The sequence below is a fragment of the Pseudoalteromonas peptidolytica genome (assembly GCF_012641745.1).
GTDB lineage: Bacteria > Pseudomonadota > Gammaproteobacteria > Enterobacterales > Alteromonadaceae > Pseudoalteromonas > Pseudoalteromonas peptidolytica.
On sequence record NZ_WEHZ01000002.1, the window covers coordinates 82,527 to 107,233 of the forward strand.

Genomic DNA, 24,707 nt, shown 5'->3' on the forward strand with positions numbered 1-24,707 from the left:
GACAATGATGGATAAAACAAAGCCAAATAATTATCAGAAGTTAATGGCCAATGCCCTGAATACCATTCAAAAGCAGAAGGCACAAATTAGTACGCTACAAGCGAAAAATGAAGAAAAAATAGCGGTAATAGGTATGGGCTGCCGCTTCCCTGGTGCGAATGATCCTCAGGCATTTTGGCAGCTACTTAAAAATGGCGAATGCCATATTACTGATGTGCCAAGTGAGCGCTGGGATGCTGAGCAATACTTTGATGCGGATCAGGATGCCGATGGAAAGGTGTATACCAATGCCGGTGGGTTTTTAACTGACATCGACCAATTTGACAATGACTTTTTTGGTATTGTGCCTCGAGAAGCGCAGTATATGGATCCACAACACCGCCTGTTATTGGAAGTCTGTTGGCAAGCGCTTGGTAATGCGGGTATTCCGGCCAGTAAGCTTAAAGGCAGCGCTAGTGGGGTATATATAGGTATTATGAATCAGGATAATGGCCAATTTAGTGTCGAAAATCCTGCTTCCATAGATATGTATACCGCAGCTGGCAATGGGATTGGGATTGCCTCTGGGCGATTATCTCATGCCTTAGGGTTACATGGGCCTTCATTATCAGTAGATACAAACTGTTCATCCTCACTTACTAGTATTCATATGGCAGCGCAAGGGCTGCTTAATGGTGAGTGTAATTTGGCACTAGCTGGTGGTGTCAATATGATGCTTACCCCTGCCATGACCATGATTATGTGTAAAGCAAAAGCGCTGTCCCCCTCTGGAGTGTGTAGTACTTTTGATGAAAAGGCAGATGGTTATGTACGCGGCGAAGGTGCTGGAATTGTAGTGCTAAAACGCCTAAGTGATGCGCTCGAAAATAACGACAATATTATTGGTGTTATTCAGGCTTCTGCGATTAATCATGATGGCCGAAGTAGCGCATTACCAGTACCTAACGGTAAAGCGCAGGTTGAGGTGATTCAGGCTGCGTTACAAAAAAGTGCATTAACTCCAGAGCAAGTCTGCTATGTAGAATCTCATGGAACCGGAACGCCACTGGGCGATCCCATAGAAATTGAGGCGATTTCTAAAGCCTACAAACGCGATACACCAAGTAGCAAAAAGTTACTGGTTGGCTCGGTAAAACCAAATATTGGTCATTTAGAAAGTGCCGCAGGCATCGCTTCTATGATAAAAGTGTTGCTGATGTTTAAGCACCAACAAATTCCAGCTAACGTTAATTTAGATACACCCAATCCGAAGCTAGAATTAGAAAAAACGTCAATCACCTTACCGAAAACACTCGCGGCATGGGATGATGACCCAGTTAAATATGTGGGGTTGAGCGCATTTGGATTTTGTGGCTCGAACGCGCACCTGATTGTGTCAGATGAGTTTAATTCATCACAACAGCCTGCGACTGAACCTGAGCAAAAGGGTAGCGTGATATTGGCGTTATCGGCTAAATCTGAAGTCCAGCTAGCAGCTCGGATTGAGCAATTTCAAGACTATATTACGCAAGGCGCGCTTGACCTTCATTCGGTGTGCTTCTCTGCCAATACTAGCAGTGAGCATTGGCCTATGCGAGCGTGCTTTATGGCTAGCAGCACTGCCGACTTACTAGCGCAACTTACAGAGTTTACACCTGCTTTGAATAACCGTGTGGCACAGGGGACAGCAGAGCCTGTGATTAGCTGCACACTCACCGAGCGCGACCATCACTTTTTACCTGTTTTACACACATGGGTGCTCAACAATAACAAAGCCAAACAAATGTTGAGTAAGGCGAGTGAATACTATCGCGTTCAGGAGCAGCATACATTTGCCCACTGGCCGGAAAAAATAGAGTGGACAGATCCGCTGCAATGTCTGTTGGCAAACTCATTACTATCAGGGCTGTGGTTATCGCATGTGGCTTCGCTTGGCGTTATGCTCAGCGAAATTAACGCAGAAGCGGGTGATCTACCAATGCTGAGTTTGGCGACTCAGCGCTTACCGTTTAAAGCGTCACTTGACCTGATGTATGTATCTGCGCGCTTAAGCTGTGGTCAGATAGAACAAGCCCAAGCGCAGTCAGCCATAGTCAATTGCTTGCAATCTAGCGCAGGGGGCAAAGTGCTTGGTGTGTTACCGAGTATATTCAAATTGGCGAATACCGAGTTAGCAAGGCAACTAATGGAGCATGCCAATGCCACGTTTGAAGCTGGGGAAGGTGCGCTGAAATACCGCACAATGATGTTGTCCAGTGCTAATGAATTTGGCGCGTGGAGTATTGAAGTGTCAGATGCGCAAACATTGCATCATGCGCTGGTAAAAGCGCTACACAGTGCTTATCAATCGGGCGCTGACATAGACTGGCAGAGATATTATCAAGATAGTCGCCATGTGCGCCTTGACACACCGGCTTATCCAATGGAGCCAAAGCATTACCCTTTGCCTAAAGTACAACCGCATCTTCACTCGGATGTGGCGCTGAATAATCCAGATAAATTTTATCAGCTACAATGGCAAACACGCCCAACCGATACCTTGGTTGAACCCGGAGCCGTCGATAATATACTCATTTTTGCTGATCAACACGGCAAGCTTGCACCTTGGACAAAATGGCTAAGCAGTCAAGGTTACACCTATACCTTAATATTCGATAAGACGATACCAACAGGCTACGGTGATTTGAGTGCGCAAAGTTACCAGGTTATTAGCGACGTGGCTGCACTGGATGAGTCACTTATTCATCGTAATAGTGCGGTAACACGCATCGTATTTGGCTGGGGGCTGGATCTGTGTGGCGAACAGCCAACATCAGACGTATTAACTCGGTTAACGTCTTTATTTGGTCAATTACGTGATATTTGCACACTCAAAGCTGGAGTATCACTGGCAGTTATTACCCAGTTTGCTGCATCTATTGCTGGTACGCAATATCGTTACGATCCTTTACAAGGGGCAATTGCTGGGTTGTGTAAATCCATCGCTCTTGAAGCCCCCGAAGTATGGCAAAGGCAGGTAGATTGTGATGAATTATCTGATAGCGCAGCGTTGGCTGGCTTATCATCTGCACTGTTTGCCGCAAATAATGAGACCCAGCTTGCGGTTCGTGGCTGTGTATCTTATGCCCCTAGAGTGTCTGAGTTGAATGCGCCAACGCTTTCACATTTACGCGTCGCAAAAGACAAAGCGTATGTTGTCACCGGTGGTCTTGGAGCACTTGGCTTGAGTACTGCCAAGTGGCTAGCAGAGCAAGGTGCGCAACATATCATATTACTTGGTAGAAGCACTGAGCAGCAGGCTATTGCGCGAGATGAGAGTGGAAATATTGCCGCAGCACTACAGCGTCTTCGCACGCATGTTACCGTGGCCGACTACATCTCTGTCGATGTTACTAACTACACTGAGCTTGAGTCAGTCTTGTCTGATGTTTCAAACCGATATGGTGCCATTGATGGTGTTTTCCATACTGCAGGTGTTAACCAAGTGACAGCATTCGAGTCGTTGTCAGAGTCTGAGATGTTAAATGTGCTAGCTGCAAAAGTACAAGGTGCTTGGCACTTACACCAACTAGCTTCTCAAGCTCGGTATTTTGTGTTGTTTTCTTCAGTGGCGTCGGTATGGGGATCTGGAGGCATGGCCGCCTATGCAGCGGGTAACCGTTTCTTAGATAGTCTTGCTTATTACCGTAATGCGTTAGCGTTACCGGCTACGTCGATAAACTGGGGACCATGGGCTGACTCTGGTATGGCAGTCGCCGGAGACAATGCTCAGTTAGCTGAAAAAGTAGGGCTCCAATTAATGTCACACAATGAGGCACTACAAGCAATGGGCAGTGTCATTGAAAATCGAATGCTCAACCCAGTGATTGCAAATATTAATATTTCTAAATTCTTGGATGTCATGGAGTTTCGTCGCCCATTAGCCATTTTTGAGCAGCTTCGAGCTGCTACTGAGCAAACCACAAGCGATGATGGTAAATCGGATTTAATCGCAGCATTACTACAGCCCACAGTGAGTGAGGATGACAAAAAGCAGATGTTGATGGAGTTATTACGACAGTTTGTCTCTGAGTCACTTGGCACTGGCATTGAAAAAATACAAACCGACACGCCATTGATGAACTTGGGCTTGGACTCACTTACGGCATTTGAGGTCAATACCGGTATCAAAAAGCAGCTCAATCGTGAACTGCCTATTTCAGAAATCTTAAAAGGAGCGTCTATTCAGGAACTTGCTGTATTAATTCTGGAAGACATGGAGCACCAGTCATCGGATCGTCAGGCGCATACCGCTGACGTTGAGCAGTCATCGCTGGTTGAAGGAGAAATTTAATGGCTATCGAAACAATTTTAAGATTTGAAAAAAGTGGTGTAAAACTTTGGCTTGATGGAGACAAGCTTAAATATCGCAGTGCCAGTGGGGCATTGAGCGAACAGGAGCTGGCTGAGCTAAAAGCGCAAAAGGCAGAGTTGGTTGACTTTTTAAGTACAGGCAAACGTGTGTCTGGAATGTCGGCCAATCAGCTGGGTTATTGGGCTGATTTTAAATTGCATCCGCATAGCTCAGCGTACAATCTGATCACTGCGTATAAATTAAGTCACAGTACTTGCCATACAAAGCTACAACACGCATTTAATGCCGTGTTGAAGCACCAAGATGTAATGTCTTCAACATTCCATGAATGTGAGGAAGGATTTTACCAATTACGCAATCCGAATGAAGACTACGAGATAGAACACATTCAGCTACAGGGTGGCTCAGATGAGTTCAACCACAAACTTGAGTGGATTGCCGATCAACCTTTTAACTTATCCTTGGAACGCCCTTTTCGTGCTTATATCGTGTCGCTAAATGACGGTCAAAGCCAGCAATCATGGTTTGTACTTCTCACCCATCATATTGTTACTGAGATTTACTCAATCGCAATTTTGATGGAGCAGCTTGAAGCACTATATCTAAATGCGGCTGAAGGGCGTGAACTGACGCTTGCGAAGCCCTATGATATTGCTGATTATGTGCTAAATGAAAAGACCTATTTAGCAAGCCCTCAAGCGGAAAAAGACAAACAGTACTGGCAAACATTAGTAACTGATAGTTTGCCGGTGTTGGAGCTGACACCAAATAAAGTTAGGCCAGCAGTTAAGCAGTATAAAGGGGGGAGGGTCAATGTTGCTTTGCCAGCTGGTCTATCAAGTAGGATTGATGAATTTAGCAAGCGCAAAGGGATCACGCCATTTGTCTTTTTCCAGAGTGTGTACTTTGCACTATTGAATAGGTATACCGGTCAAGATGATATTGTGATAGGTATTTCAAATGCGGGCAGAGAATTAGTAGACAATGACTTTGCGGTCGGCAATTTTGTTAATCCACTGGCAACCCGCGTTCAAGCTTCAGATGAGATTAGTTTTGATGAACTGGCAGAGATTTGTAAACACGCCCTAATCAACGCTTTTGAGCACAAAACATTCCCATTCACTCAGATAGTGAATGAGCTGTATAAATCTCGGGAAGTGAGCCGCTCACCAGTGTTCCAAACCTCTATGACCTTAACGAAGGTCGGCGAGCTGATGAGAAAAAATGGTACGGGGATCTTTGAAGAAATTCATCCGCTATCAGGGCAAAGAGGCTCGTTTGACGATTTAGGCTTGGCTGTCTTTGGCACAAATGAACAATATAAGTTGAGTATGCACTTTGATACGGCGCTATTTGAACAAGCGACGATTGAGTATATGCTGAGCCATCTACAAAATATGATTGAGTCGGTGCTTTGCAACAGCACAACACAAATCTCTAAGCTCAACATGCTGGATGACGCTGAACGCGCAAAAATAGTCGCTTGGGGACAAAGCCCTGATCCCGTTTCATTGCCACATGAAATGTCAAACTTGGCACTACTTTTTGAGGCTCAAGCTGCTAAAACACCACAAAGCGCAGCACTTATTGCACAAGACGAAACCGTTAGCTTTGCCGAATTAAATGAGTCAGCAAACCAAATTGCACACTATCTAAAATCTCAAGGAGTTGCACCAGGAGTCAGGGTTGGTTTTTACGCGCCATCAAGTGTACAAGTGATCACGGTTATATTGGCAATTGCAAAATGTAGTGGTGTTTACGTACCGATTAGTGCTGAAGATGCGATTGAACGAGTAAAAACTATTGTTGAGGGCGCACAGTTAAGTTTGCTGGTCGCGGCAGACACTTTGGCCGAACAATTAGATGTTGAGGCTAAGGTGATAGCACTAAGCCACTTGGCTGAGGTGACAAAAGATTACAGCAAGTCAAATATGCCAATTCATACTTTTGCTGCTGACACCGCATGTATCTTTTATACCTCAGGGTCAACCGGAAATCCAAAAGGAGTGCCAGTTTCTCATCAGGCAATCATCAGCCGTGTTGTTGATGCAAACTACATCGATATTAAGCCAAAAGATAGAGTGGCTCATGTCTCTAGCCTTAGCTTTGACCCTTCTTCGTTTGAGCTGTGGGGCGGACTGCTCAATGGTGCGGCAGTGGTGTGCATCAGTAAAAATGTTCTGCTAAACCCTGAGTTACTGGCATCAACCATTGATTATCATGAAGTGACGATCATTCTGGTGACGACCGCTTTACTTAATCGTTTGGCAGATACGCAGCATTTCCCTCTGGCATCTGTAAAGCAAATTATATTTGGTGGCGAAAAAGTCAATATGGCAGCTGTAGCAAGGGCTTTAGAAAGCCGCTTTAGTGGCAAACTGATCCATGGCTATGGTCCGACAGAGTGCACCACGGTTGCAACTTATCATATCGTGTCTGAAAAAGATTTGAGTGCAACAACGATCCCAATCGGCAAAGCGGTTAGTGGCACACAAATGTATGTTGTTGATAAGCACGGAGAGATGTCTGGTATAGGTGTTGGTGGTGAACTCTTCCTAGGTGGAGTAGGGCTATCGCAAGGCTATATAAACAACAAAGCACTGTCAGAGGCTAAGTTCCGTGTATTACCTCATTTGGCCGATGGTCAAACTTTATATGCAACGGGAGACTTTGTTCGATACAACAATGTTGGTGAAATAGAGTTTATCGGTCGTCGCGATGACATGGTCAAAATCAATGGCTTCACAATTGAGTTGGGTGAAGTGACAGCGGCGATACATCAGTGTCCAGGAGTAAGAGAGGTATTCGTTCATGTATACACTACAGACAACGGCGATAAGCGCCTAGTAGCTTACTGTACAAGTGATAATGCACTTACAACGGATTATCAGTTGCGACAAGACATCGTTGTGTTACTTAAAAGTCGCCTATCTCCGGCTATGCTGCCAAAGCAGGTAATACAACTACCTGAAATGCCATTAAATAAAAATGGTAAAATTGATACCAAGAGGTTGCCTGTTGTCTCGATGGAAGCAGAGGAAGCTCGGCAAAACAGAACATTAAACACACTTGAGCAAAGCATCTTTGATATTTGGACAACAGTGCTTGGGCAGGTTCAGTTGAGTGCTGCCGAGAGTTTATGGAATCAAGGCGCTAACTCACTTAATGCGGTAAAAGCTGCCAATATGATTTCCGCTTTGGTGAACAAACCCATCAATGTTGTGGACTTGCTACGCTACGATACCATCATAGACATTGCTGAGTTTATTCAATCTAATGAAGAAAATGGCGCTGAATCACCTCTCGTGTGTTTGAATAAGCACGCTTCAGACTTACCACCAGTGGTACTCATCCACCCTGTTGGTGGGAGTATTTTAAGTTATGTTCCACTAGCTCAACTATTGTCCTCAGATCGTGCAATCTACGCTATTGCTTCGGATTTAAAGCACTACGAGAAAAATCCGACAGACTCACTCAGCGACTTAGCTCGCTCGTATTTAGCGCTTCTCAATCAACATATTGGTGCCCAGCAATATGTTGTAGCTGGTTGGTCACTAGGTGGTACAGTGGCAGTGGAAATGGCTGCACTTGGTGATGAGTTTGATGTGAAAATAGATAAAACTATTTTAATTGATAGCCGAAACCCTGTGTTTGAACAGCATAATATCGAGATTTATCGCGACCCAGAGTGGCTACTGTACTTTTTTGCTCGCGAGCTGGACATTGTAATTGAGCAGCACGAAGTAACTCAGTATATCAGCGGTGCTAAGTTTGAGGATTTGCCCAGAAGCCTATTACAACTAGCGAAAGATAAGGGGCATATGTTTCAGCATATTCCTGAGTCAATAGTGCAAGAGCGCTTTGATATTTTTGCAAAAAATCTACAGCTTTTTGCCACTCATAAGCCGTCACGCTACCACGGTAACGTCGACCTACTTATGGCTGAAGAGGGAAGTGTGTTGAGCCTAACGGTACCGCTTGAGGCTCATTGGAAAGAGTGTGTATCCAAGGTTCAATGCGCACATATTCCTGGCAATCATTTCTCTTTGATACAGCCACCTAATATCGTGGTATTAGTGAAAAAGCTTAAGGAGTTATTGAGCCATGGGTCTTAATAAGAGCCTTTTGGTGGCAAGCAATCGATACCTTATTTGTTAGAAAAATAAGATAAGGCATATCATCTGTATCCAGTATTTAAGGAAAAAACAATGAAAGTGGAAAGTTATAAGATAATAAAAAAGCGGCTGAATGATGAAGGGGCATTTAAAATATCCAACAAAGTTGGTTTGATCACTGTCCTTGTCGAAGCGGTTTTTATTGCCGCCGTGCTGTGGGGACTGACAAAGGTTGAAGCGTTTTCGTTTGGCTTTTTTGTGCTGCAGCTATTACTCGGTTGGCTAATGTTTAGATCTTCGGTGCTTATTCATGAGTTTGGACATCGCACCGTGTTTACAAACAAACGTGTAAATGACTTTTTTGGTTTTGCTGTCAGTCCATTGGCCTTAATCCCATATACGTCGTGGGTGCATATTCATCAGGGCCATCATCGTTGGACTGGGTTTGCGGATAAAGATCCATCGTCAACTCAGTTGCGAAAAATTAAGAGTGTTTCAGCCGTTACATTACAGATGTTTAATGTGGTGTGGCGTCTATGGTTGCCGTTTCCTACTATTCAGTTCTTCTTTGCGGTTCTGTGGCTTAATCCATTGGTAGAATTTATGAACAAAAATTACAAACTGGCACTGAAGGCACTGTTTTCAGTCATCGTGATGCTAACACCCCACGTATTGGTGTGCATGTATGTTGGTGTTCAGACTTATTTTACTTTCATTACGATTGCGGCGCTAATCCACTTCTTCTTTTATGAAGCTGTAACTGCACCACCACATTCCGGTTTATATGTGCATAGTATGGCGACGCGAACTAAGCCGCTACGTGTATATGAACAGGATTCTGTTTCTCGCTCAAGTTCGATGAAACCCGGTTGGTTATCTTTGTATTCGATGTTCAATTTTAATTTACATGTCGAGCATCACTTATACCCATCTGTGCCATTTTATCGGTTATCAAAAGTGAGACAGCGTATTTTACAAGAGGACGATTCTGAGTATGTGGATGTACCTATGCTTGGGTTTATGGCTAAACTCAGGAAAAAGCATCCAGCAAGGACATTTATCGATACGCTCCCTCCTTTTAAAGAGGAGGATGCAAGGTAGGTAAAAGTAACAGAGTTCACTGATATTGTAGCGCATGGTACAGGCCATGCGCTATGTTGTGATAAGTGATTAAGTTTGACCCAATGAGTTTGTTTAATCTTCACCTCGTCCTTTGATTAACTAACTTCTTATCCAGCGTTCAGGTTAGTTAGCTTATTCTTCGACTAAAGAATAATTGCCAAATCGCCTAGCTCCGTGACTTGAAGTTTGACGCTTTTCAACTAATCTAAATCCACGTTAAAGTCGTATTAATTTCATAATTCCACTCGCATACTCAGTACGATTAATGTTAAAATCAGAGAAATATGTGAGGACTTTTATCACGACGCTGCTTTTTTGTTCGCGTTGAGCGGTGTTTTAAGGGGCTTTTGAGAACCCTAACCGGACTCATAACTTTCTGCTCTTTATATACCCAAAACTTGGTACAAACGAGGTGGCGCAGTGATGACTAAAGATATTTTCAGTTTCTTTCCGTTAATGTAATGCAAGTGCGTATGATCAACATAAAAAAAGGTCTGGATTTACCAATAGAGGGCGCACCTCAGCAAGTTATTCATGATGGCTCTGCCGTCAAACGAGTGGCTGTGCTAGGTGAAGAGTTCATTGGTATGCGTCCTACCATGCAAATTCGTGTGGATGACCAAGTCAAAAAAGGCCAAGTTCTTTTTGAAGACAAAAAGAACCCAGGCGTCAAGTTTACTGCGCCAGCTTCTGGTGTAGTTAAAGAAATCAACCGTGGTGCTAAGCGTGTTCTTCAATCAGTTGTTATTGAAGTTCAAGGCGACGAGCAAATCACTTTTGAGAAGTTTTCAGCTGCTGAATTAAGCAACTTAGACTCTGAAAAAGTGAAGGAAGTGCTAATCGAGTCTGGTCAATGGCCAGCACTTAGAGCGCGTCCATTCAGCCGTGTCGCTGTGCCGAGTGCAACACCTAGCTCGATCTTTGTGACAGCGACAGATACTAACCCGTTAGCAGCAGATCCTGCTGTTATTATCGCTGAAAACGTGGAAGCGTTTGAAGCCGGTCTAGCGGTAGTGTCTCGTCTGACTGAAGGCAAAGTATTTGTGTGTAAGAAAGCCGGTGCCAACGTGCCAAGCTCTTCTATCTCACAAGTAGAAGTTCACGAGTTTTCAGGTGCTCACCCAGCAGGTAACGTGGGTACTCACATTCACTTCTTAGATTCTGTAGGCGCAAACAAGCAAGTTTGGCATCTTGGTTACCAAGACGTCATCGCGTTTGGTAAGTTGTTCCTGACAGGTGAAATCTATACAGATAGAGTGGTTGCGCTGGCAGGACCTCGTGTTAAAAATCCTCGCTTAGTAAAAACTCAAATTGGTGCGTCGCTAACAGATTTAGTTGCAGGCGAGCTTGAAGACGGTGATAACCGAGTCATTTCTGGCTCTGTGTTAGCTGGTAAAACAGCAATCGGCCCTCATGCTTACCTTGGCCGCTATCATAACCAAGTATCGGTACTACTTGAAGGTCGTGAAAAGGAACTATTTGGCTGGATTGCTCCAGGCAGTAACAAGTTCTCTGTAACACGTACTTTTATCGCGCATTTGGCGCCTAGCCGTTTGTTTAAAATGACAACGTCTACAGGTGGCTCTAAGCGTGCGATGGTACCAATCGGTAACTATGAGCGTATTATGCCACTCGATATTTTGCCAACACTATTGCTACGTGATTTGGTTGCACGTGATTTAGATGGCGCGATTGCATTAGGTGCATTAGAGCTAGATGAAGAAGATTTAGCGCTATGTACATTTGTATGTCCGGGCAAATATGAGTACGGTTCAATCCTGCGTGATTGCCTTACTACTATCGAGAAGGAAGGTTAAAAATGGCCTTAAAGAAATTTTTAGAAGACATTGAACCTCACTTTGAACCTGGTGGTAAACACGAAAAGTGGTATGCCCTGTATGAAGCGGTGGCAACAATTTTCTATACGCCAGGTTACGTAAACAAAGGCGGAACTCACGTCCGTGATAACATCGACCTAAAACGTATTATGATTTTAGTGTGGATGGCGACATTCCCAGCGATGTTCTTTGGTATGTTTAACATCGGTCACCAAGCAGCAGTAGCGCTAGGTAACGGTTTTGAACTTGCAAATACATGGCAGGTTACTATTTTCCAATCACTTGGCGGTGTACTCACTGCTGATGCAGGTTGGGGTGCCAAGATGTTTTATGGTGCATGTTTCTTCTTACCCATATATGGTACTGTCTTTGCTGTCGGTGCTTTTTGGGAGATCCTATTTGCATCGGTTCGTAAGCACGAAGTTAACGAAGGTTTCTTCGTTACATCTGTTTTATTTGCACTCATCCTGCCAGCTACGATTCCGTTGTGGCAAGCTGCACTAGGTATTACATTTGGTGTTGTAGTTGCAAAAGAAATCTTTGGTGGCACGGGTCGTAACTTCTTAAACCCAGCGCTTGCAGGTCGTGCTTTCTTGTTCTTTGCATATCCAGCAGACATTTCAGGTGACACTGTATGGACAGCAGTTGACTCGTTCTCTGGCGCAACATACTTAGGTCAAGCAGTAGCAGGTTCGCTAGATTACAGTAACATGGAACTTTGGTGGAATGCGTTTTATGGCTTCATTCAAGGTTCAATGGGTGAGACATCTACACTTGCAATTATGATCGGTGGTTTGTTCTTGATCTATGTTCGTATCGCGTCATGGCGTATCGTTCTGGGCACATTCATCGGTATGGTTGTGATGTCATTCCTTCTTAATGCAATTGGTTCTGAAACTAACGCTGCATTTGCAATGCCTTGGCATTGGCACCTTGTACTTGGTGGTTTTGCATTTGGTATGTTCTTTATGGCAACAGACCCAGTATCTGCGTCATTTACAGACAAAGGTAAGTGGTTATACGGTGCACTTATTGGTGTAATGGTTGTACTTATCCGTGTTGTTAACCCTGCATACCCAGAAGGCATGATGTTAGCTATTCTATTCGCTAACTTATTTGCGCCTCTGTTCGACCACTTCGTAGTTCAATCTAATGTGAAGAGGAGATTGGCACGTGTCAACTAATAATGAATCAATGGGCAAAACGCTCGGCGTAGTTGTTGGCTTATGTCTAGTGTGTGCAATCGTTGTATCTTTTGCTTCTGTACAGCTTCGCCCTATGCAGCAAGCTAACAAAAACGAAGATATTCAGCGCAACATACTTGCTGTTGCAGGTTTTGACAAAGTGAAAGATGTTTCTGAAGTATTTAATCAGAACATCGAAGCACGTGTTGTTAACCTTGAAAGCGGTGAGTTTGTTGAAGACGTACAACCTGAGTCTTTCGACTTTGAAGCGACCAAGTTTGACGCTAAGCGTAGCTACAAGCTGTCTAAAGAAGAAGACGTTGCAGGTATTCAGCGTATTACCTATAACTCACCAGTTTACTTTGCAAAAGACGACCAAGGTCAGCTATCTACTATTATTCTTCCAATCCAAGGCTACGGTCTGTGGGGGATTATGTATGGTTTCTTAGCTTTAGAACCGAATGGCGAGACAATCAAGTCTATTAACTTCTACAAGCATATGGAAACTCCAGGCCTAGGTGCGGAAATCCAAAATCCTAAGTGGACAGCACTTTGGGATGATAAAGAGCTTCCTATCGATGTAGTGAAAGGTAGTGCTGGCGGTAATGAGCACAAGATAGATGGTTTATCTGGTGCGACACTAACGTCGAACGGTGTTGATAATACTGTTGATTTTTGGACGAGCGACAAAGCGTTTGGTCCATTCCTTGCGAAAGTACGTAATGGAGCATTGAACTAATGGCTAATGCAAAAGAAATGAAGGAAGTCTTGTTTGGTCCTGTTTTTGCAAACAACCCGATTGCTCTGCAAGTTTTGGGTATTTGTTCTGCACTAGCAGTTACATCAAGCCTTAAAAATGCGCTTATCATGTCAATTGCATTGACATTAGTTTGTGCATTCTCAAGTTTATTCATCTCGATGATCCGTAATCACATTCCTTCGAGTGTGCGTATCATTGTACAAATGACGATCATTGCATCGCTAGTAATTGTAGTAGACCAAGTACTACAAGCGGTTGTGTATACCACAGCAAAAGAGCTATCGACCTTCATCGGCCTTATCATTACTAACTGTATCGTAATGGGTCGTGCAGAAGCTTATGCAATGAAGTCACCTCCGGCTATGTCATTCCTTGACGGTATCGGTAATGGTTTAGGCTACTCTGTTGTACTATTAACTGTAGGCTTCATTCGTGAACTATTTGGTTCTGGTACGTTATTCGGTGTAGAAATCCTACCACTTATCTCTGAAGGTGGTTGGTACCAGCCTATGGGTCTACTAGTTATGCCATTCAGCTCATTCTTCATCGTAGGTGCTTTCATTTGGGCACTACGTACTTGGAAGAAAGAGCAAGTAGAAGCAAAGGCATAAGGGGAGAGAGATGGAACAATATATCAACTTATTCATAAAAGCGGTTTTCATTGAAAACTTAGCTTTATCTTTCTTCTTAGGTATGTGTACTTTCTTGGCGGTATCTAAGAAAGTAACGACGTCACTAGGCTTAGGCATCGCGGTAATCGTTGTACTTGGTATTTCAGTACCAGTGAACAACTTAGTTTATCACGCTGTACTAGCACCAGGCGCTCTTGAATGGTTAGGCTTCCCTGAGGTAGACCTAAGCTTCTTACGCTTCTTGACGTTCATCGGTGTTATCGCAGCACTTGTTCAAATTCTAGAAATGACTCTGGACAAGTTTTTCCCTGCACTATACAACGCGCTTGGTATTTTCTTACCATTGATCACAGTAAACTGCGCGATTTTCGGTGCAGTATCATTCATGGTTGAACGTAACCTAAACTTTGGTGAATCAGTAGTTTATGGTCTAGGTTCTGGTGTGGGTTGGGCGCTTGCTATCGTGTTGTTAGCGGGTATTCGTGAGAAAATGAAATACGCAGATGTACCAGATGGTTTACGTGGCTTAGGTATTACCTTTGTTACTGTAGGTCTGATGGGCTTTGGCTTCATGTCATTCTCTGGTATTTCACTGTAAGGGTAGCGAGGAAACTATACGATGGAAACTATTGTATTAGGCGTAAGCATGTTCATCGCTATCGTTGTGATGTTGGTGCTTATCATCATTGCAGCGAAGTCTAAGCTTGTAGCAAGCGGTGACGTGACAATTGATATAAACGGCGATCCTGAAAAAGCGATTAAAACCCCAGCGGGCGGTAAGCTTCTAGGTGCGCTTGCAAACGCGGGGATTTTCGTATCATCTGCATGTGGTGGCGGTGGCTCATGTGGCCAATGTCGAGTACACATTAAAGAAGGTGGTGGCGATATCCTACCTACCGAGCTTGACCATATTTCTAAAGGTGAAGCGCGTGAAGGTTGCCGATTAGCGTGTCAGGTTAATGTTAAAACTGACATGGAAATCGAAGTTGAAGACTCAATCTTCGGTGTTAAAAAGTGGGAATGTACTGTTATCTCTAATGATAACAAAGCAACTTTCATCAAGGAGCTAAAGCTAGCTATTCCTGAAGGTGAAGTTGTACCTTTCCGTGCGGGCGGTTATATCCAAATTGAAGCCCCTGCTCACCACGTTAAATATGCAGACTACGATATTCCAGAAGAATACCGTTCAGATTGGGAGCGTTTTGGCTTTTTCAATCTAGAATCTAAAGTTGACGAAGAAACGATCCGTGCATACTCAATGGCAAACTACCCAGAAGAGTTTGGTATTATTATGCTTAACGTGCGTATCGCTACTCCGCCACCAAATAACCTTACGCTACCATGTGGTAAAATGTCTTCGTACATTTGGTCACTTAAAGAAGGTGATAAGGTTATGATTTCTGGCCCATTCGGTGAGTTCTTTGCAAAAGAAACTGATGCAGAAATGGTATTCGTAGGTGGTGGTGCTGGTATGGCGCCAATGCGTTCACATATCTTCGACCAGCTTAAGCGTATCAACTCTAAGCGTAAGATTTCTTTCTGGTACGGTGCGCGTTCTAAGCGTGAAATGTTCTACGTAGAAGACTTTGACGGCTTAGCTGCTGACAACGACAACTTTGAATGGCATGTAGCACTTTCAGATCCTCAACCAGAAGATAACTGGGACGGCTATACAGGCTTCATCCACAATGTACTTCTTGAAAACTACTTGAAAGATCATGAAGCACCAGAAGATTGTGAGTTCTATATGTGTGGTCCTCCGATGATGAATGCGGCGGTTATCAACATGCTTAAAGACTTAGGTGTTGAAGACGAGAACATCCTACTTGATGACTTCGGTGGTTAATTAGGTTTTAGTCTGATAATGAACTTAAGATAAAATATAAGCCCTCAAACAACCTATTTTGTTTGAGGGCTTTTTTATTAAACTCAGGGAATTGTGATGAAGATAAGTGGTAATTTAATCTCTAAAATTTTTATAGTTTCGTTTTTTTTCTTTTTTCTAAGCGCCTGCCAAGAAAAACAGCAACCGCCAACTGAAATCGTGTTATCGGGTAAAACAATGGGAACTACCTATAATATCAAGGTATTTCCGGGCCAAAACAGCCTTTCTCAAGCACAGCTGCACGATGAAGTAGAGCAAGCGCTAAAAGCGGTAAATCAGTCTATGTCGACTTATATTCCTGACTCCGAGATAAATCAATTTAATGCGTTACCAGCTAATACTGTGATGCCAATTAGCGAAGACTTCCGCACTGTGATCGAAGAATCAATTCGGTTAGGACAATCCACGGAAACATTAGATGTAACTATGGGGCCCTTGATTGACTTATGGGGATTTGGGCCCGATAAAAGGCCAACTAAACGTCCATCACAGCTGGCACTTGATGATATGCGCTCACGCATCGGTATAGATAAGCTTGCCCTTACCGATGCTGGGTTAGCAAAGACTATCCCTGGACTAGAACTATCTTTTTCTGCCACGGCTAAGGGTTATGGCATTGATAAAGTCGCGACAGTCATTGAAAGTCACGATATTCACGATTATATGGTGGAAATTGGTGGAGAGCTGCGTGTATCAGGTAAGAAGCCGGACGGTAATTGGCGTATTGCGATAGAAAAGCCAGATGCGCCTGTTGGTCAACGTCAAATTCATCGTGTAATCGAACCTGGCAAAAATGGTATTGCGACCTCGGGAGATTATCGTATTTTTTATGAAATGGATGGCGAAACTTTCACTCACTTAATTGATCCTATGAATGGTCGCCCTGTAAAGCATGAGCTGGTATCGGTGACAGTGCTACATCCTTCTGCAATGGTTGCTGATGGTCTCGCGACAGCGTTAACGGTGATGGGAACTGAGCGTGCGAAAGCTTATGCTCAGCAACATCAGTTGCCTGTTTATCTTATGTATAAGAGTGCAGAGGGGATAAAGACGTATGCAAGTGACGAGTTCAAACCTTACCTGAACTAATACCAATTTGACTTAATACTTGCTCAATTTGAAGGAGTAAATCTGACGCTAACAGCTTTTAAAATTTTTTATTTAGAACAACTAAATAGCAAAATTTTTGCCTTGCCTACACGGATGTAGGTACCTTGGCGATAGCAGGACGCGGAAGCGGTGTTATCGACAAGATTTTCTCGCCTCAAAATAGACCACTTAATGAAATTGGTATAATAATTATTCTGGGGTGATTTACTGCTTTATATGAAAGGGTTAACTTCAGGTGTTAAATCGATAAAAAGGGTGTAGTATAATTATCGAACACCCTTTAAAACTTTACACTGTATCAAGGAGGTACATTGCAGTGATGAAAATAGTATTACTGGGGGCTACACTGATTGCCATGCCAAGTTTCGCGTTGGCAAATGAAGGTACACATGTTGATCCAGACAGCAGCAAAAAGATGTCTTAAAAACTTATGATAGTAAACAATACTGCTATTATGCTGACTTAGAATATTCGAAAGGTGCGGTTATGGAACAAGACTCGACCATGAAAGTGTGTGCAGTTGGCCCTGAAGGCAATTTGATTTGGATAGATCAATAATTGATAAAAGTAAAAGCCGCGCAAGCGGCTTTTTAGTGCCTGAATACCTGCTTTGATGTAAAAGCGATAGCTATAAACTTGCCCTAATATCCATAATTTAATTGTTAGTGGCGTCGTGAAAGCGTATAATTTGCGCGTCGTCACTCATATCATGTAGCAATAAAAAGGGGCTAGATAATGTCTTTATTCCTCCTTACTTTCGGTTTACTCATGCTTATCGCTGTTGCGATGGCAGTAGGCGTTATCGTACAAAAAAAATCAATGGCTAGTAGCTGTGGTGGTTTAGGTTCAATGGGCATTGACAAAATCTGTGATTGCGACGATCCATGTGATAAACGCAAAAAGCGGTTGGCAAAAGAAGAAATGTGGAAAGAAAACCAGATCCTTTGAGCCACAGAATGATATTCACTAAAAACGCAGGCCTAGCTTGCGTTTTTGCATTTTGGGCAACAGATTCATTTTAATACCAATTAGCCTTAATACTTGCTCAATTTGAAGGAGTAAATCTGACGCTAACTGCGTTGCATTCATTTCCAATAGCCAGCTATAGGAGCGTAAATTCGCCTTGCCTAAAGGGTGCTGATACGTCGGCGTGAGCACCACGCGGGAGCGGTGTTATCGATAATATTTTCTCGCCTCAACATAGACCACTTAATTAAGGTAATAAGTATCAGTCGAGGATAGGTGTTCCTTATGTAGGTGTCATTAAAGTCGATGTATTTTACAACATCAATTAAAGCGCTCGGGCAAAAGTTGTATTTTAGACGTCTAGACTTCATAATAATGCACATTTCGTAATAGGCAGATATTGGGAATGAGGTGTGAGTCCTCAACTGTCCCCGCAACTGTAAGTGCTGGAGTGTATCTCTTGCATAAGTCAGATACCAAGGTCTATTTATTTAATCTGAGGGTTGGATAAGAGCAAGATTATCCAAAGTTCAGGTTGTTTACTTAAGCGGGCAGACTTAAGTCAAAGCAGTCGCCTATGCTACAAGCGACTGCTTTGCCATGCCCAATCAGAGGTGCTATGGCAGTCACACCGCAGTTTCAAGTTGATAAACTTAGCGTACAGCTTGGTGGCAAAGCTATCTTGAAAGCGCTTAGCTTCACGATTAATCCAGGCGAATTTATTGGTTTGCTCGGGCCGAATGGAGCTGGAAAGTCGACCTTGCTGCGCACATTATATCAATACATATCGCCAAGCTCAGGGCAGTTACTCTTCAATGGCAATCCTCTTGACGGCTATGGGCGCAAGGCCTACGCAAGAAATGTCGCGGTGGTGCTACAAGATATTCCCGTTGAGTTTAATCTACCACTATTTGATATGGTGTTGATGGGATTAACCCCTAACAAATCATTGCTAGCAACCATCACTGCTGCTGAAAAGCAAACTATATTCCGGGCCATAGAGCAGGTTGGATTAAGTCACAAGTGTGAGCAATGTTACAGTTCGTTATCAGGTGGGGAGAAGCAAAGGGCGATGATCGCTCGTGCTATGGTTCAGGCGCCGCAAGTATTGATAATGGATGAACCTACTAGCCATTTGGATATTAAATATCAAATTCAAATTATGGAGCTAGCTAAACAGCTTGGTGTAACTATCATCGCGTCTTTTCATGATTTAAATTTAGCCAGCGCCTTGTGTGATCGGTTATTAATATTGAGCAATGGCGAGCTTGTTGCAGATGGTGCGCCACTTGAAGTCATTAATGAAGCGCTATTAAGCCAAGTTTTTGGAGTGTGTGCGGAGGTTTCTACTGTCCGCCACCCGCCAAATAATAGTGAGATCCCGCATATACGCTTTCATTATGGGTATCAGCTATGATAGCAGCAAAGCGAGTCTGGTTGAGCTCACTGTTACTGTTGAGTTTGTGTTGCTTCAGTATGCTGATGGCACTAAAGATAGGTGCAATTGATTTATCTTGGCATCTTGTTATTCAAGCGATTATTAATTTTGATCCCAATGTAATTCAACAGCGTGTAGTGGTTGAACTTCGCTTACCAAGAACGCTTTTGGCAATGAGTGCGGGAGCGGGATTGGCAATCGCTGGGCTTATATTGCAAACCGTAACGCGCAATCCACTTGCCGATCCTTATTTATTTGGGATTTCTTCAGGTGCATCGTTTGGTGTAGTGGTACTTATCACGTTGTTCGGTGCGCAGTCTGGCTTCGCAATGTCTGGGGCTGCATTTATTGGAAGCGTGCTATCAATTTTGTTGCTGTTATTCGTGGCAAAGCGTAATGCACTGCAGCAAGTGGAAACCATGTTGTTAGCCGGCGTTGCACTTTCTTTTCTATTCAGTGCATTTACCAGTTTACTGCTTTATTGGAGTGACCCACAAGCGATTAGTGCAATCTTATTTTGGAATCTTGGCTCGTTTGCAAGGGCTAGCTGGCAATGGCTCTGGTTTGTGTGCTTGGTGGTAATACTGAGTTTTATTACGCTTTTAATCATGCGCCGCCCGCTCAATGCGCTGTTACTCGGAGATGAGAGTGCCACTACGCTTGGTGTGAACGTAGGACGAGTACGAATAGGTATGTTGTTGTTAAGTTCTTTGCTCACCGCAGTACTTGTCGCTGCGTGTGGCGGAGTCGGATTTGTTGGTTTAATGATCCCACACATCGTGCGCTTTTTTATCTCGCAGGCAAAGGTCAGTGGAGTGGTTGCCACCGCGCTTTGTGGCGCACTTTTAATGCTCTGGGTGGACGTGTTGTCACGCACACTTATTGACAATCAGGAACTTCCCGTTGGAGTGATCACCGCAGCCATTGGCAGCGTGTTCTTTTTAGCATTGCTTATTGTCAAAAATCGCCGCTCTGCTGGAATAGGAGGAAGTCGTGGTTAAACCGTTAGCCACTCTTAAAAATGTGCATATTCAAAAGCTTATTGACTTAAAAGCCAAACCGTTAGGCGCCTTTGGTAAACTTAAATCCTTGACTGTGCAGCTAGTGCAGATCCTGTCACAAAGGCAAACCCAGTTACAGTTGACGCACTTAGCGATAACACTCCCAGCTCTGTTTATTATTGCAGGCGTATCACAATGCTTAAGAGGTGAAGGAGCATGAAGACCTTAATGGTGCAGGGCACTACGTCGGATGCGGGTAAAAGTACACTGGTTGCAGGACTTTGCCGTGTGCTACAGCGTAAGGGGTTATCGGTTACGCCTTTTAAGCCGCAAAATATGGCACTAAATAGTGCTGTCACACCTTGCGGCGGTGAAATTGGTCGGGCACAAGCACTCCAAGCTGAGGCTGCAAAAGTCCCACTATCCACAGACTTTAATCCTATTTTACTTAAGCCAAATTCAGACACTGGTGCACAAGTTATTATTCACGGGAAAGCCATTAGTAATATGGAAGCAGCTGCTTATCATGATTACAAAAAGGTAGCGATGGAGGCTGTACTTTCCTCACATCAGCGCCTCAGCGACCAATTTGAGCTGTGCATAGTGGAAGGGGCGGGGAGCCCTGCTGAGATCAATCTGCGTGAAAATGACATTGCCAATATGGGGTTTGCCTGTGAGGTGGCGTGCCCCGTGATCATTATCGCTGATATCGACAAAGGCGGGGTATTCGCACATTTGGTTGGCACACTTGCGCTATTAAGTGACTATGAACAAAGCTTGGTTAAAGGGTTTGTGATCAATCGCTTCCGTGGTGATATTGCGTTATTGCAATCAGGACTTGACTGGCTTGAGCAAAAAACGGGTAAGCCTGTACTTGGGGTATTGCCCTATTTGCATGGCTTAGCGCTCGATGCAGAAGATGCGGTGACGGTAGACAATATCTGTGAACGGGGATCGTTAAGCGTTAGGGTTTTACTATTTCCTCATATTAGCAATCACACCGACTTTGACACCTTGCGCTTAAACCCTGAAGTGGATTTGCGTTATGTGCGCTATCAAGAATCTATCGGCCCTTGTGATTTAATCATACTGCCTGGTAGTAAAAATGTGTTGAGTGATTTAGCTTTCTTACGCAAACAAGGTTGGGCGGAAGAAATCAAACGGCACCTGAGGTACGGTGGTAAGGTACTAGGTGTGTGCGGCGGTTTGCAAATGTTAGGTAAGTTCATTAGAGATCCAAATGCGGTGGAATCTACACTTGGTGAAGTCGCTGGGCTTGGTCTGGCTGACTTTGAGACTACACTCTCAGAGCAAAAAGTACTGACGCAAGTGTCTGGCATTTGCCAATTAGATGAGCAAAGTGCTGAAATGTGTGGTTACGAGATCCATGCCGGGATTTCTTCTGGAGCGGCGCTAGAGATGCCATTCCTACTATTTAACACACATCCAAATAACAGTGTGAAAGATGGTTTTATCTCTCGAGATAATCAAATTGCAGGCACCTATTTACATGGTTTATTTGATACGGTTGCCGCGACACAGGCTATCTTGTCTTGGGTAGGTAGTAAGCAAGCAGGTACTGCCGCGATTGATTTAGCGAAGCACAGAGAACTGCAAATTACGCGTCTTGCCGACAGCTGTGAAGCACATTTAGATTGGCAAAAATTGATGAAAATAATTGAGGAATAACATGAGCGGACAACAAGATAAGCATCAGCAACGACAGCAAAAAGTAAAACAACAAGTCGATGAAAAAATCGCTGCTGCCCAGCAAGAGCAGGGCATTTTGCAAGTGATCACAGGTAACGGTAAAGGTAAGTCAACATCTGGTTTTGGCACCGTTGCGCGTTGTGTCGGTCATGGTATGAATGCTGCGGTTGTGCAGTTTATCAAAGGAACTTGGGAGTGTGGAGAGCGCAACTTGCTCGAAAAAGTCGGTGTGCCATTTGCGGTCATGAAAACGGGCTTCACATGGGAAACGCAAAACCGTGAAACCGATACTGCTGCCGCGCAGGCGACATGGCAGCAAGCAAAAGTATGGCTACAAGATGAAAGCATCGACTTGGTATTGCTCGATGAAATTACCTATATGTTGAGCTATGACTATCTAGATTTGGATGAAGTCATAACGGTGCTAGAAAATCGCCCAACTATGCAGTCAGTGATTGTAACTGGACGCGGAGCACATCGACGTCTGACCGAGCTTGCAGATACTGTGAGTGAAGTGCGCAACGTGAAGCATGCCTTTGACGCAGGTATTAAAGCGCAAAAGGGGTTTGACTACTGATGCTAAAGCTCACTTTTTCTATTGTTTTAGCTTTTGCCTTTAGTGTTAGCGCTAAGCCTGCAGAGCGGATCATCGCCCTTGCCCCTCATATTGTCGAAAATCTTTATGCAATAGGCGCTGGGGAGCGGATTGTAGGCACGGTCGCCTATGCGGATTATCCAGAAGCAGCCAAGCAACTGCCTCAGATAGGCGATTATCAGGGCATTTCGGTTGAAAAAATTTTGGCACTTAAGCCTGATCTTATCATTGCATGGAAAAACGCAAGTCACGCTCCCATGCTTGAAAAGCTCGAGAGTTTTGGCGTTGATGTGATCTATAGTGAAGCAAAATATTTAGATAAATTACCCGATGAGTTGCTACGCCTTGGTAAAATTACAGGGCTTGGATCTCAAGCACAACAACAGGCTGATTTGTTTACTAAGCGTTTAGATGAACTAAAAGCTCAGTATGAACAAAGCGCTAGCTTAGCTGTATTTTATCAATTGTGGCCATCACCGCTGATGACCGTGGGGGGGGAAAGTTGGTTACAGCAAGTCTTTAACGTGTGTAATGTGAAAAATGTTTTTGCCGACGCCACCACAGACTATCCGCAAATTAGCATTGAGAACGTTTTGTTGAAATCACCACAAGTGATTGTGATCTCTGAGGAAAAGAGTGAGCAAGACAGAGAGTCGATTAAATGGCAGCAATGGCCTTCTGTCCCTGCGGTAAAGCACAAGCAATACATATCTGTTGATGCTGATCTGCTCCATCGTTATAGCTATCGTATGCTCGAGGGAATATCGGATTTATGTGGTAAACTTAACGTCTCTCGAGCGCATTATAAAACGATGAAGGTAGAACATGACAACGTGGAGTGACGTACTAGGTCAAGAAAAACAACAAGATTACTTTAAACAAACCATGGAGTACGTGGCAGAGCGTCGGGCACAAGGTGTCAACGTATTTCCGCCACAAGAGCAAGTATTTGAGGCGTTTAAAGTCACTCCATTTGACCAAGTTAAAGTGGTAATTCTTGGGCAAGATCCTTACCATGGCCCCAACCAAGCTCACGGTTTATGTTTTTCTGTACTGCCGGGTATCAAGCCACCACCGTCATTAAATAATATGTATAAAGAGTTGCTGCAAGATATTGAGGGTTTTACCGTCCCCAATCATGGTTATCTAATTGACTGGGCGAAACAGGGGGTACTGCTGTTAAATACGGTTTTGACAGTAGAGCAAGGACAAGCTCACTCGCACAAAAACCTCGGGTGGGAGCGCTTTACTGATGTAGTGATCGAGAAACTCAATGCTAACAGTGAAGGGATCATTTTTTTACTTTGGGGCTCACATGCACAAAAAAAAGGTAAAAACATAGACAAAAATCGTCACCATGTTTTACACGCACCTCATCCCTCACCGCTCTCTGCACATCGTGGTTTTTTTGGCTGTGGCCACTTCAGTAAAACAAATCAACTGCTGACACAAATGGGGAAGCAGCCAATCGATTGGCGACTGGCTGAACTATAATAATAAAAACCAAAAAGAGCGCCATGAAGGGCGCTCTTTTTAGCTTAAATCAAATTCGTCTAAATCAACACTGTCTGCGAAAATATCTAGTTCCTGTAGTTCTTTGCGTAGTCGCTGTTTATCTTTAAGCGCTTCAATCTCGCGCCATTTTCGTTTTTTGCCCTTAGATGAAGTTTTTTTCTTAGCCTCTGGACTTTCTAATAATTCTAATAACTCGTCTAGGGTATCCATGAAAATCTCCTATTGATAAAAACAACCTAAAGTGGCACTTGTTTTGGCTTCGATGAGCACGACAACTGCAATGACACCGTTGATTTTTCACACTATATGGTAAGCCTCAGAGGAGGAACCGTTAAAAGTCTGATAGTTAAAGTACGCTACAAGCAACCCCATGTTGCTCGCTTTTTATACCAAAACCAGAATGTAGCGGTATCAATTTTCACTTCAAGTGATATTGATATACCACAGTCGGAACAAAAATAAAACACAATTGTGTCTTTTGGGTTAAAAGCAAGTGACAGTTT

At 43.7% G+C, this 24,707-nt stretch carries 19 protein-coding genes, 1 pseudogene and 1 riboswitch; of the genes and pseudogenes, 19 read left to right on the forward strand and 1 reads right to left on the reverse strand.

Going from position 1 to position 24,707, the window contains the following annotated elements:
• Window positions 1-7: 7 nt before the first annotated feature.
• The 19 genes and pseudogenes from F9Y84_RS01580 to ung all read left to right on the forward strand — a co-directional run bounded on the left by F9Y84_RS01580 (window position 8) and on the right by ung (window position 24,183).
• Entirely contained in the window at window positions 8-4,312 is a 4,305-nt protein-coding gene (locus tag F9Y84_RS01580; protein ID WP_167508213.1) for a type I polyketide synthase, read from the forward strand.
• The gene (locus tag F9Y84_RS01585; protein WP_147388992.1) at window positions 4,312-8,448 is read left to right on the forward strand and encodes a non-ribosomal peptide synthetase; all 4,137 of its coding nucleotides are present in this window, start codon (window positions 4,312-4,314) and stop codon (window positions 8,446-8,448) included. The genes F9Y84_RS01580 and F9Y84_RS01585 overlap by 1 nt, the downstream gene beginning before the upstream one ends.
• Before the next feature lie 93 nt (window positions 8,449-8,541).
• Window positions 8,542-9,549, forward strand: a complete 1,008-nt coding sequence (locus F9Y84_RS01590) for a fatty acid desaturase family protein (RefSeq protein ID WP_128729717.1) — start codon at window positions 8,542-8,544, stop codon at window positions 9,547-9,549.
• Between the two features lie 494 nt (window positions 9,550-10,043).
• Entirely contained in the window at window positions 10,044-11,387 is a 1,344-nt protein-coding gene (locus tag F9Y84_RS01595) for a Na(+)-translocating NADH-quinone reductase subunit A (protein WP_147388991.1), read from the forward strand.
• 2 nt (window positions 11,388-11,389) lie between these two features.
• A complete protein-coding gene (locus tag F9Y84_RS01600; protein WP_125250930.1) occupies window positions 11,390-12,592 on the forward strand; it encodes an NADH:ubiquinone reductase (Na(+)-transporting) subunit B in 1,203 nt (400 codons plus the stop codon).
• On the forward strand, window positions 12,582-13,331 hold the full coding sequence (locus F9Y84_RS01605; protein ID WP_125250929.1) for a Na(+)-translocating NADH-quinone reductase subunit C: 750 nt from the start codon (window positions 12,582-12,584) through the stop codon (window positions 13,329-13,331). Before F9Y84_RS01600 ends, F9Y84_RS01605 begins: the two co-directional genes overlap by 11 nt.
• Window positions 13,331-13,963 carry an NADH:ubiquinone reductase (Na(+)-transporting) subunit D gene (locus tag F9Y84_RS01610; RefSeq protein WP_125250928.1) on the forward strand — a complete coding sequence of 211 codons (633 nt, stop codon included), beginning with the start codon at window positions 13,331-13,333 and terminating at the stop codon, window positions 13,961-13,963. The genes F9Y84_RS01605 and F9Y84_RS01610 overlap by 1 nt, the downstream gene beginning before the upstream one ends.
• Window positions 13,964-13,973: 10 nt before the next feature.
• Complete coding sequence (nqrE, locus tag F9Y84_RS01615) at window positions 13,974-14,582, forward strand: NADH:ubiquinone reductase (Na(+)-transporting) subunit E (RefSeq protein ID WP_088529916.1); 609 nt, start codon at window positions 13,974-13,976, stop codon at window positions 14,580-14,582.
• Between the two features lie 21 nt (window positions 14,583-14,603).
• A complete protein-coding gene (gene nqrF / locus F9Y84_RS01620) occupies window positions 14,604-15,830 on the forward strand; it encodes an NADH:ubiquinone reductase (Na(+)-transporting) subunit F (RefSeq protein ID WP_128729715.1) in 1,227 nt (408 codons plus the stop codon).
• A 96-nt stretch (window positions 15,831-15,926) separates the two neighbouring features.
• Window positions 15,927-16,958, forward strand: coding sequence for an FAD:protein FMN transferase (locus F9Y84_RS01625; protein ID WP_168756738.1), 1,032 nt, complete (start codon window positions 15,927-15,929; stop codon window positions 16,956-16,958).
• Window positions 16,959-17,426: 468 nt separating this feature from the next.
• Window positions 17,427-17,537 (forward strand): annotated as a pseudogene (locus F9Y84_RS22605) (DUF1496 domain-containing protein); the annotation flags it as partial.
• A 177-nt stretch (window positions 17,538-17,714) separates the two neighbouring features.
• On the forward strand, window positions 17,715-17,927 hold the full coding sequence (nqrM, locus tag F9Y84_RS01635) for a (Na+)-NQR maturation NqrM (protein WP_010372193.1): 213 nt from the start codon (window positions 17,715-17,717) through the stop codon (window positions 17,925-17,927).
• Window positions 17,928-18,308: 381 nt separating this feature from the next.
• Window positions 18,309-18,444, forward strand: a riboswitch (cobalamin riboswitch).
• Window positions 18,445-18,564: 120 nt separating this feature from the next.
• Window positions 18,565-19,362, forward strand: coding sequence for an ABC transporter ATP-binding protein (locus tag F9Y84_RS01640; protein WP_147390380.1), 798 nt, complete (start codon window positions 18,565-18,567; stop codon window positions 19,360-19,362).
• Window positions 19,359-20,384 (forward strand): FecCD family ABC transporter permease, encoded by a 1,026-nt coding sequence (locus tag F9Y84_RS01645; protein ID WP_147390378.1) that lies wholly within the window; start codon window positions 19,359-19,361, stop codon window positions 20,382-20,384. The genes F9Y84_RS01640 and F9Y84_RS01645 overlap by 4 nt, the downstream gene beginning before the upstream one ends.
• Window positions 20,377-20,604 (forward strand): hypothetical protein, encoded by a 228-nt coding sequence (locus tag F9Y84_RS01650; protein WP_147390377.1) that lies wholly within the window; start codon window positions 20,377-20,379, stop codon window positions 20,602-20,604. Before F9Y84_RS01645 ends, F9Y84_RS01650 begins: the two co-directional genes overlap by 8 nt.
• The gene (locus tag F9Y84_RS01655) at window positions 20,601-22,073 is read left to right on the forward strand and encodes a cobyric acid synthase (protein ID WP_147390376.1); all 1,473 of its coding nucleotides are present in this window, start codon (window positions 20,601-20,603) and stop codon (window positions 22,071-22,073) included. The genes F9Y84_RS01650 and F9Y84_RS01655 overlap by 4 nt, the downstream gene beginning before the upstream one ends.
• 1 nt (window position 22,074) lies before the next feature.
• Window positions 22,075-22,671: a cob(I)yrinic acid a,c-diamide adenosyltransferase gene (gene cobO, locus F9Y84_RS01660; protein WP_147390375.1), complete on the forward strand. Its 597-nt coding sequence runs from the start codon at window positions 22,075-22,077 to the stop codon at window positions 22,669-22,671.
• Window positions 22,671-23,531, forward strand: a complete 861-nt coding sequence (locus tag F9Y84_RS01665) for a cobalamin-binding protein (RefSeq protein ID WP_147390374.1) — start codon at window positions 22,671-22,673, stop codon at window positions 23,529-23,531. Before cobO ends, F9Y84_RS01665 begins: the two co-directional genes overlap by 1 nt.
• Window positions 23,515-24,183, forward strand: a complete 669-nt coding sequence (gene ung / locus F9Y84_RS01670; protein ID WP_147390373.1) for a uracil-DNA glycosylase — start codon at window positions 23,515-23,517, stop codon at window positions 24,181-24,183. The genes F9Y84_RS01665 and ung overlap by 17 nt, the downstream gene beginning before the upstream one ends.
• 39 nt (window positions 24,184-24,222) lie before the next feature.
• Here the strand turns inward: ung and F9Y84_RS01675 are convergent, their stop codons facing one another.
• The gene (locus F9Y84_RS01675) at window positions 24,223-24,414 is read right to left on the reverse strand and encodes a DUF3545 family protein (protein WP_125250918.1); all 192 of its coding nucleotides are present in this window, start codon (window positions 24,412-24,414) and stop codon (window positions 24,223-24,225) included.
• Window positions 24,415-24,707: the final 293 nt, after the last annotated feature.

Excerpts from the sequence above, each read along its gene's own strand:
- F9Y84_RS01590 (WP_128729717.1), top strand. The coding sequence starts at position 8,542 with ATGAAAGTGGAAAGTTATAAGATAATAAAAAAGCGGCTGAATGATGAA.
- F9Y84_RS01580 (WP_167508213.1), top strand. The coding sequence starts at position 8 with ATGGATAAAACAAAGCCAAATAATTATCAGAAGTTAATGGCCAATGCC.
- nqrE (WP_088529916.1), top strand. The coding sequence starts at position 13,974 with ATGGAACAATATATCAACTTATTCATAAAAGCGGTTTTCATTGAAAAC.
- F9Y84_RS01675 (WP_125250918.1), bottom strand. The coding sequence starts at position 24,414 with ATGGATACCCTAGACGAGTTATTAGAATTATTAGAAAGTCCAGAGGCT.
- F9Y84_RS01655 (WP_147390376.1), top strand. The coding sequence starts at position 20,601 with ATGAAGACCTTAATGGTGCAGGGCACTACGTCGGATGCGGGTAAAAGT.
- ung (WP_147390373.1), top strand. The coding sequence starts at position 23,515 with ATGACAACGTGGAGTGACGTACTAGGTCAAGAAAAACAACAAGATTAC.
- F9Y84_RS01600 (WP_125250930.1), top strand. The coding sequence starts at position 11,390 with ATGGCCTTAAAGAAATTTTTAGAAGACATTGAACCTCACTTTGAACCT.
- F9Y84_RS01595 (WP_147388991.1), top strand. The coding sequence starts at position 10,044 with ATGATCAACATAAAAAAAGGTCTGGATTTACCAATAGAGGGCGCACCT.
- F9Y84_RS01645 (WP_147390378.1), top strand. The coding sequence starts at position 19,359 with ATGATAGCAGCAAAGCGAGTCTGGTTGAGCTCACTGTTACTGTTGAGT.
- nqrM (WP_010372193.1), top strand. The coding sequence starts at position 17,715 with ATGTCTTTATTCCTCCTTACTTTCGGTTTACTCATGCTTATCGCTGTT.
- F9Y84_RS01665 (WP_147390374.1), top strand. The coding sequence starts at position 22,671 with ATGCTAAAGCTCACTTTTTCTATTGTTTTAGCTTTTGCCTTTAGTGTT.
- F9Y84_RS01585 (WP_147388992.1), top strand. The coding sequence starts at position 4,312 with ATGGCTATCGAAACAATTTTAAGATTTGAAAAAAGTGGTGTAAAACTT.
- F9Y84_RS01610 (WP_125250928.1), top strand. The coding sequence starts at position 13,331 with ATGGCTAATGCAAAAGAAATGAAGGAAGTCTTGTTTGGTCCTGTTTTT.
- F9Y84_RS01640 (WP_147390380.1), top strand. The coding sequence starts at position 18,565 with ATGGCAGTCACACCGCAGTTTCAAGTTGATAAACTTAGCGTACAGCTT.
- F9Y84_RS01625 (WP_168756738.1), top strand. The coding sequence starts at position 15,927 with ATGAAGATAAGTGGTAATTTAATCTCTAAAATTTTTATAGTTTCGTTT.
- cobO (WP_147390375.1), top strand. The coding sequence starts at position 22,075 with ATGAGCGGACAACAAGATAAGCATCAGCAACGACAGCAAAAAGTAAAA.
- nqrF (WP_128729715.1), top strand. The coding sequence starts at position 14,604 with ATGGAAACTATTGTATTAGGCGTAAGCATGTTCATCGCTATCGTTGTG.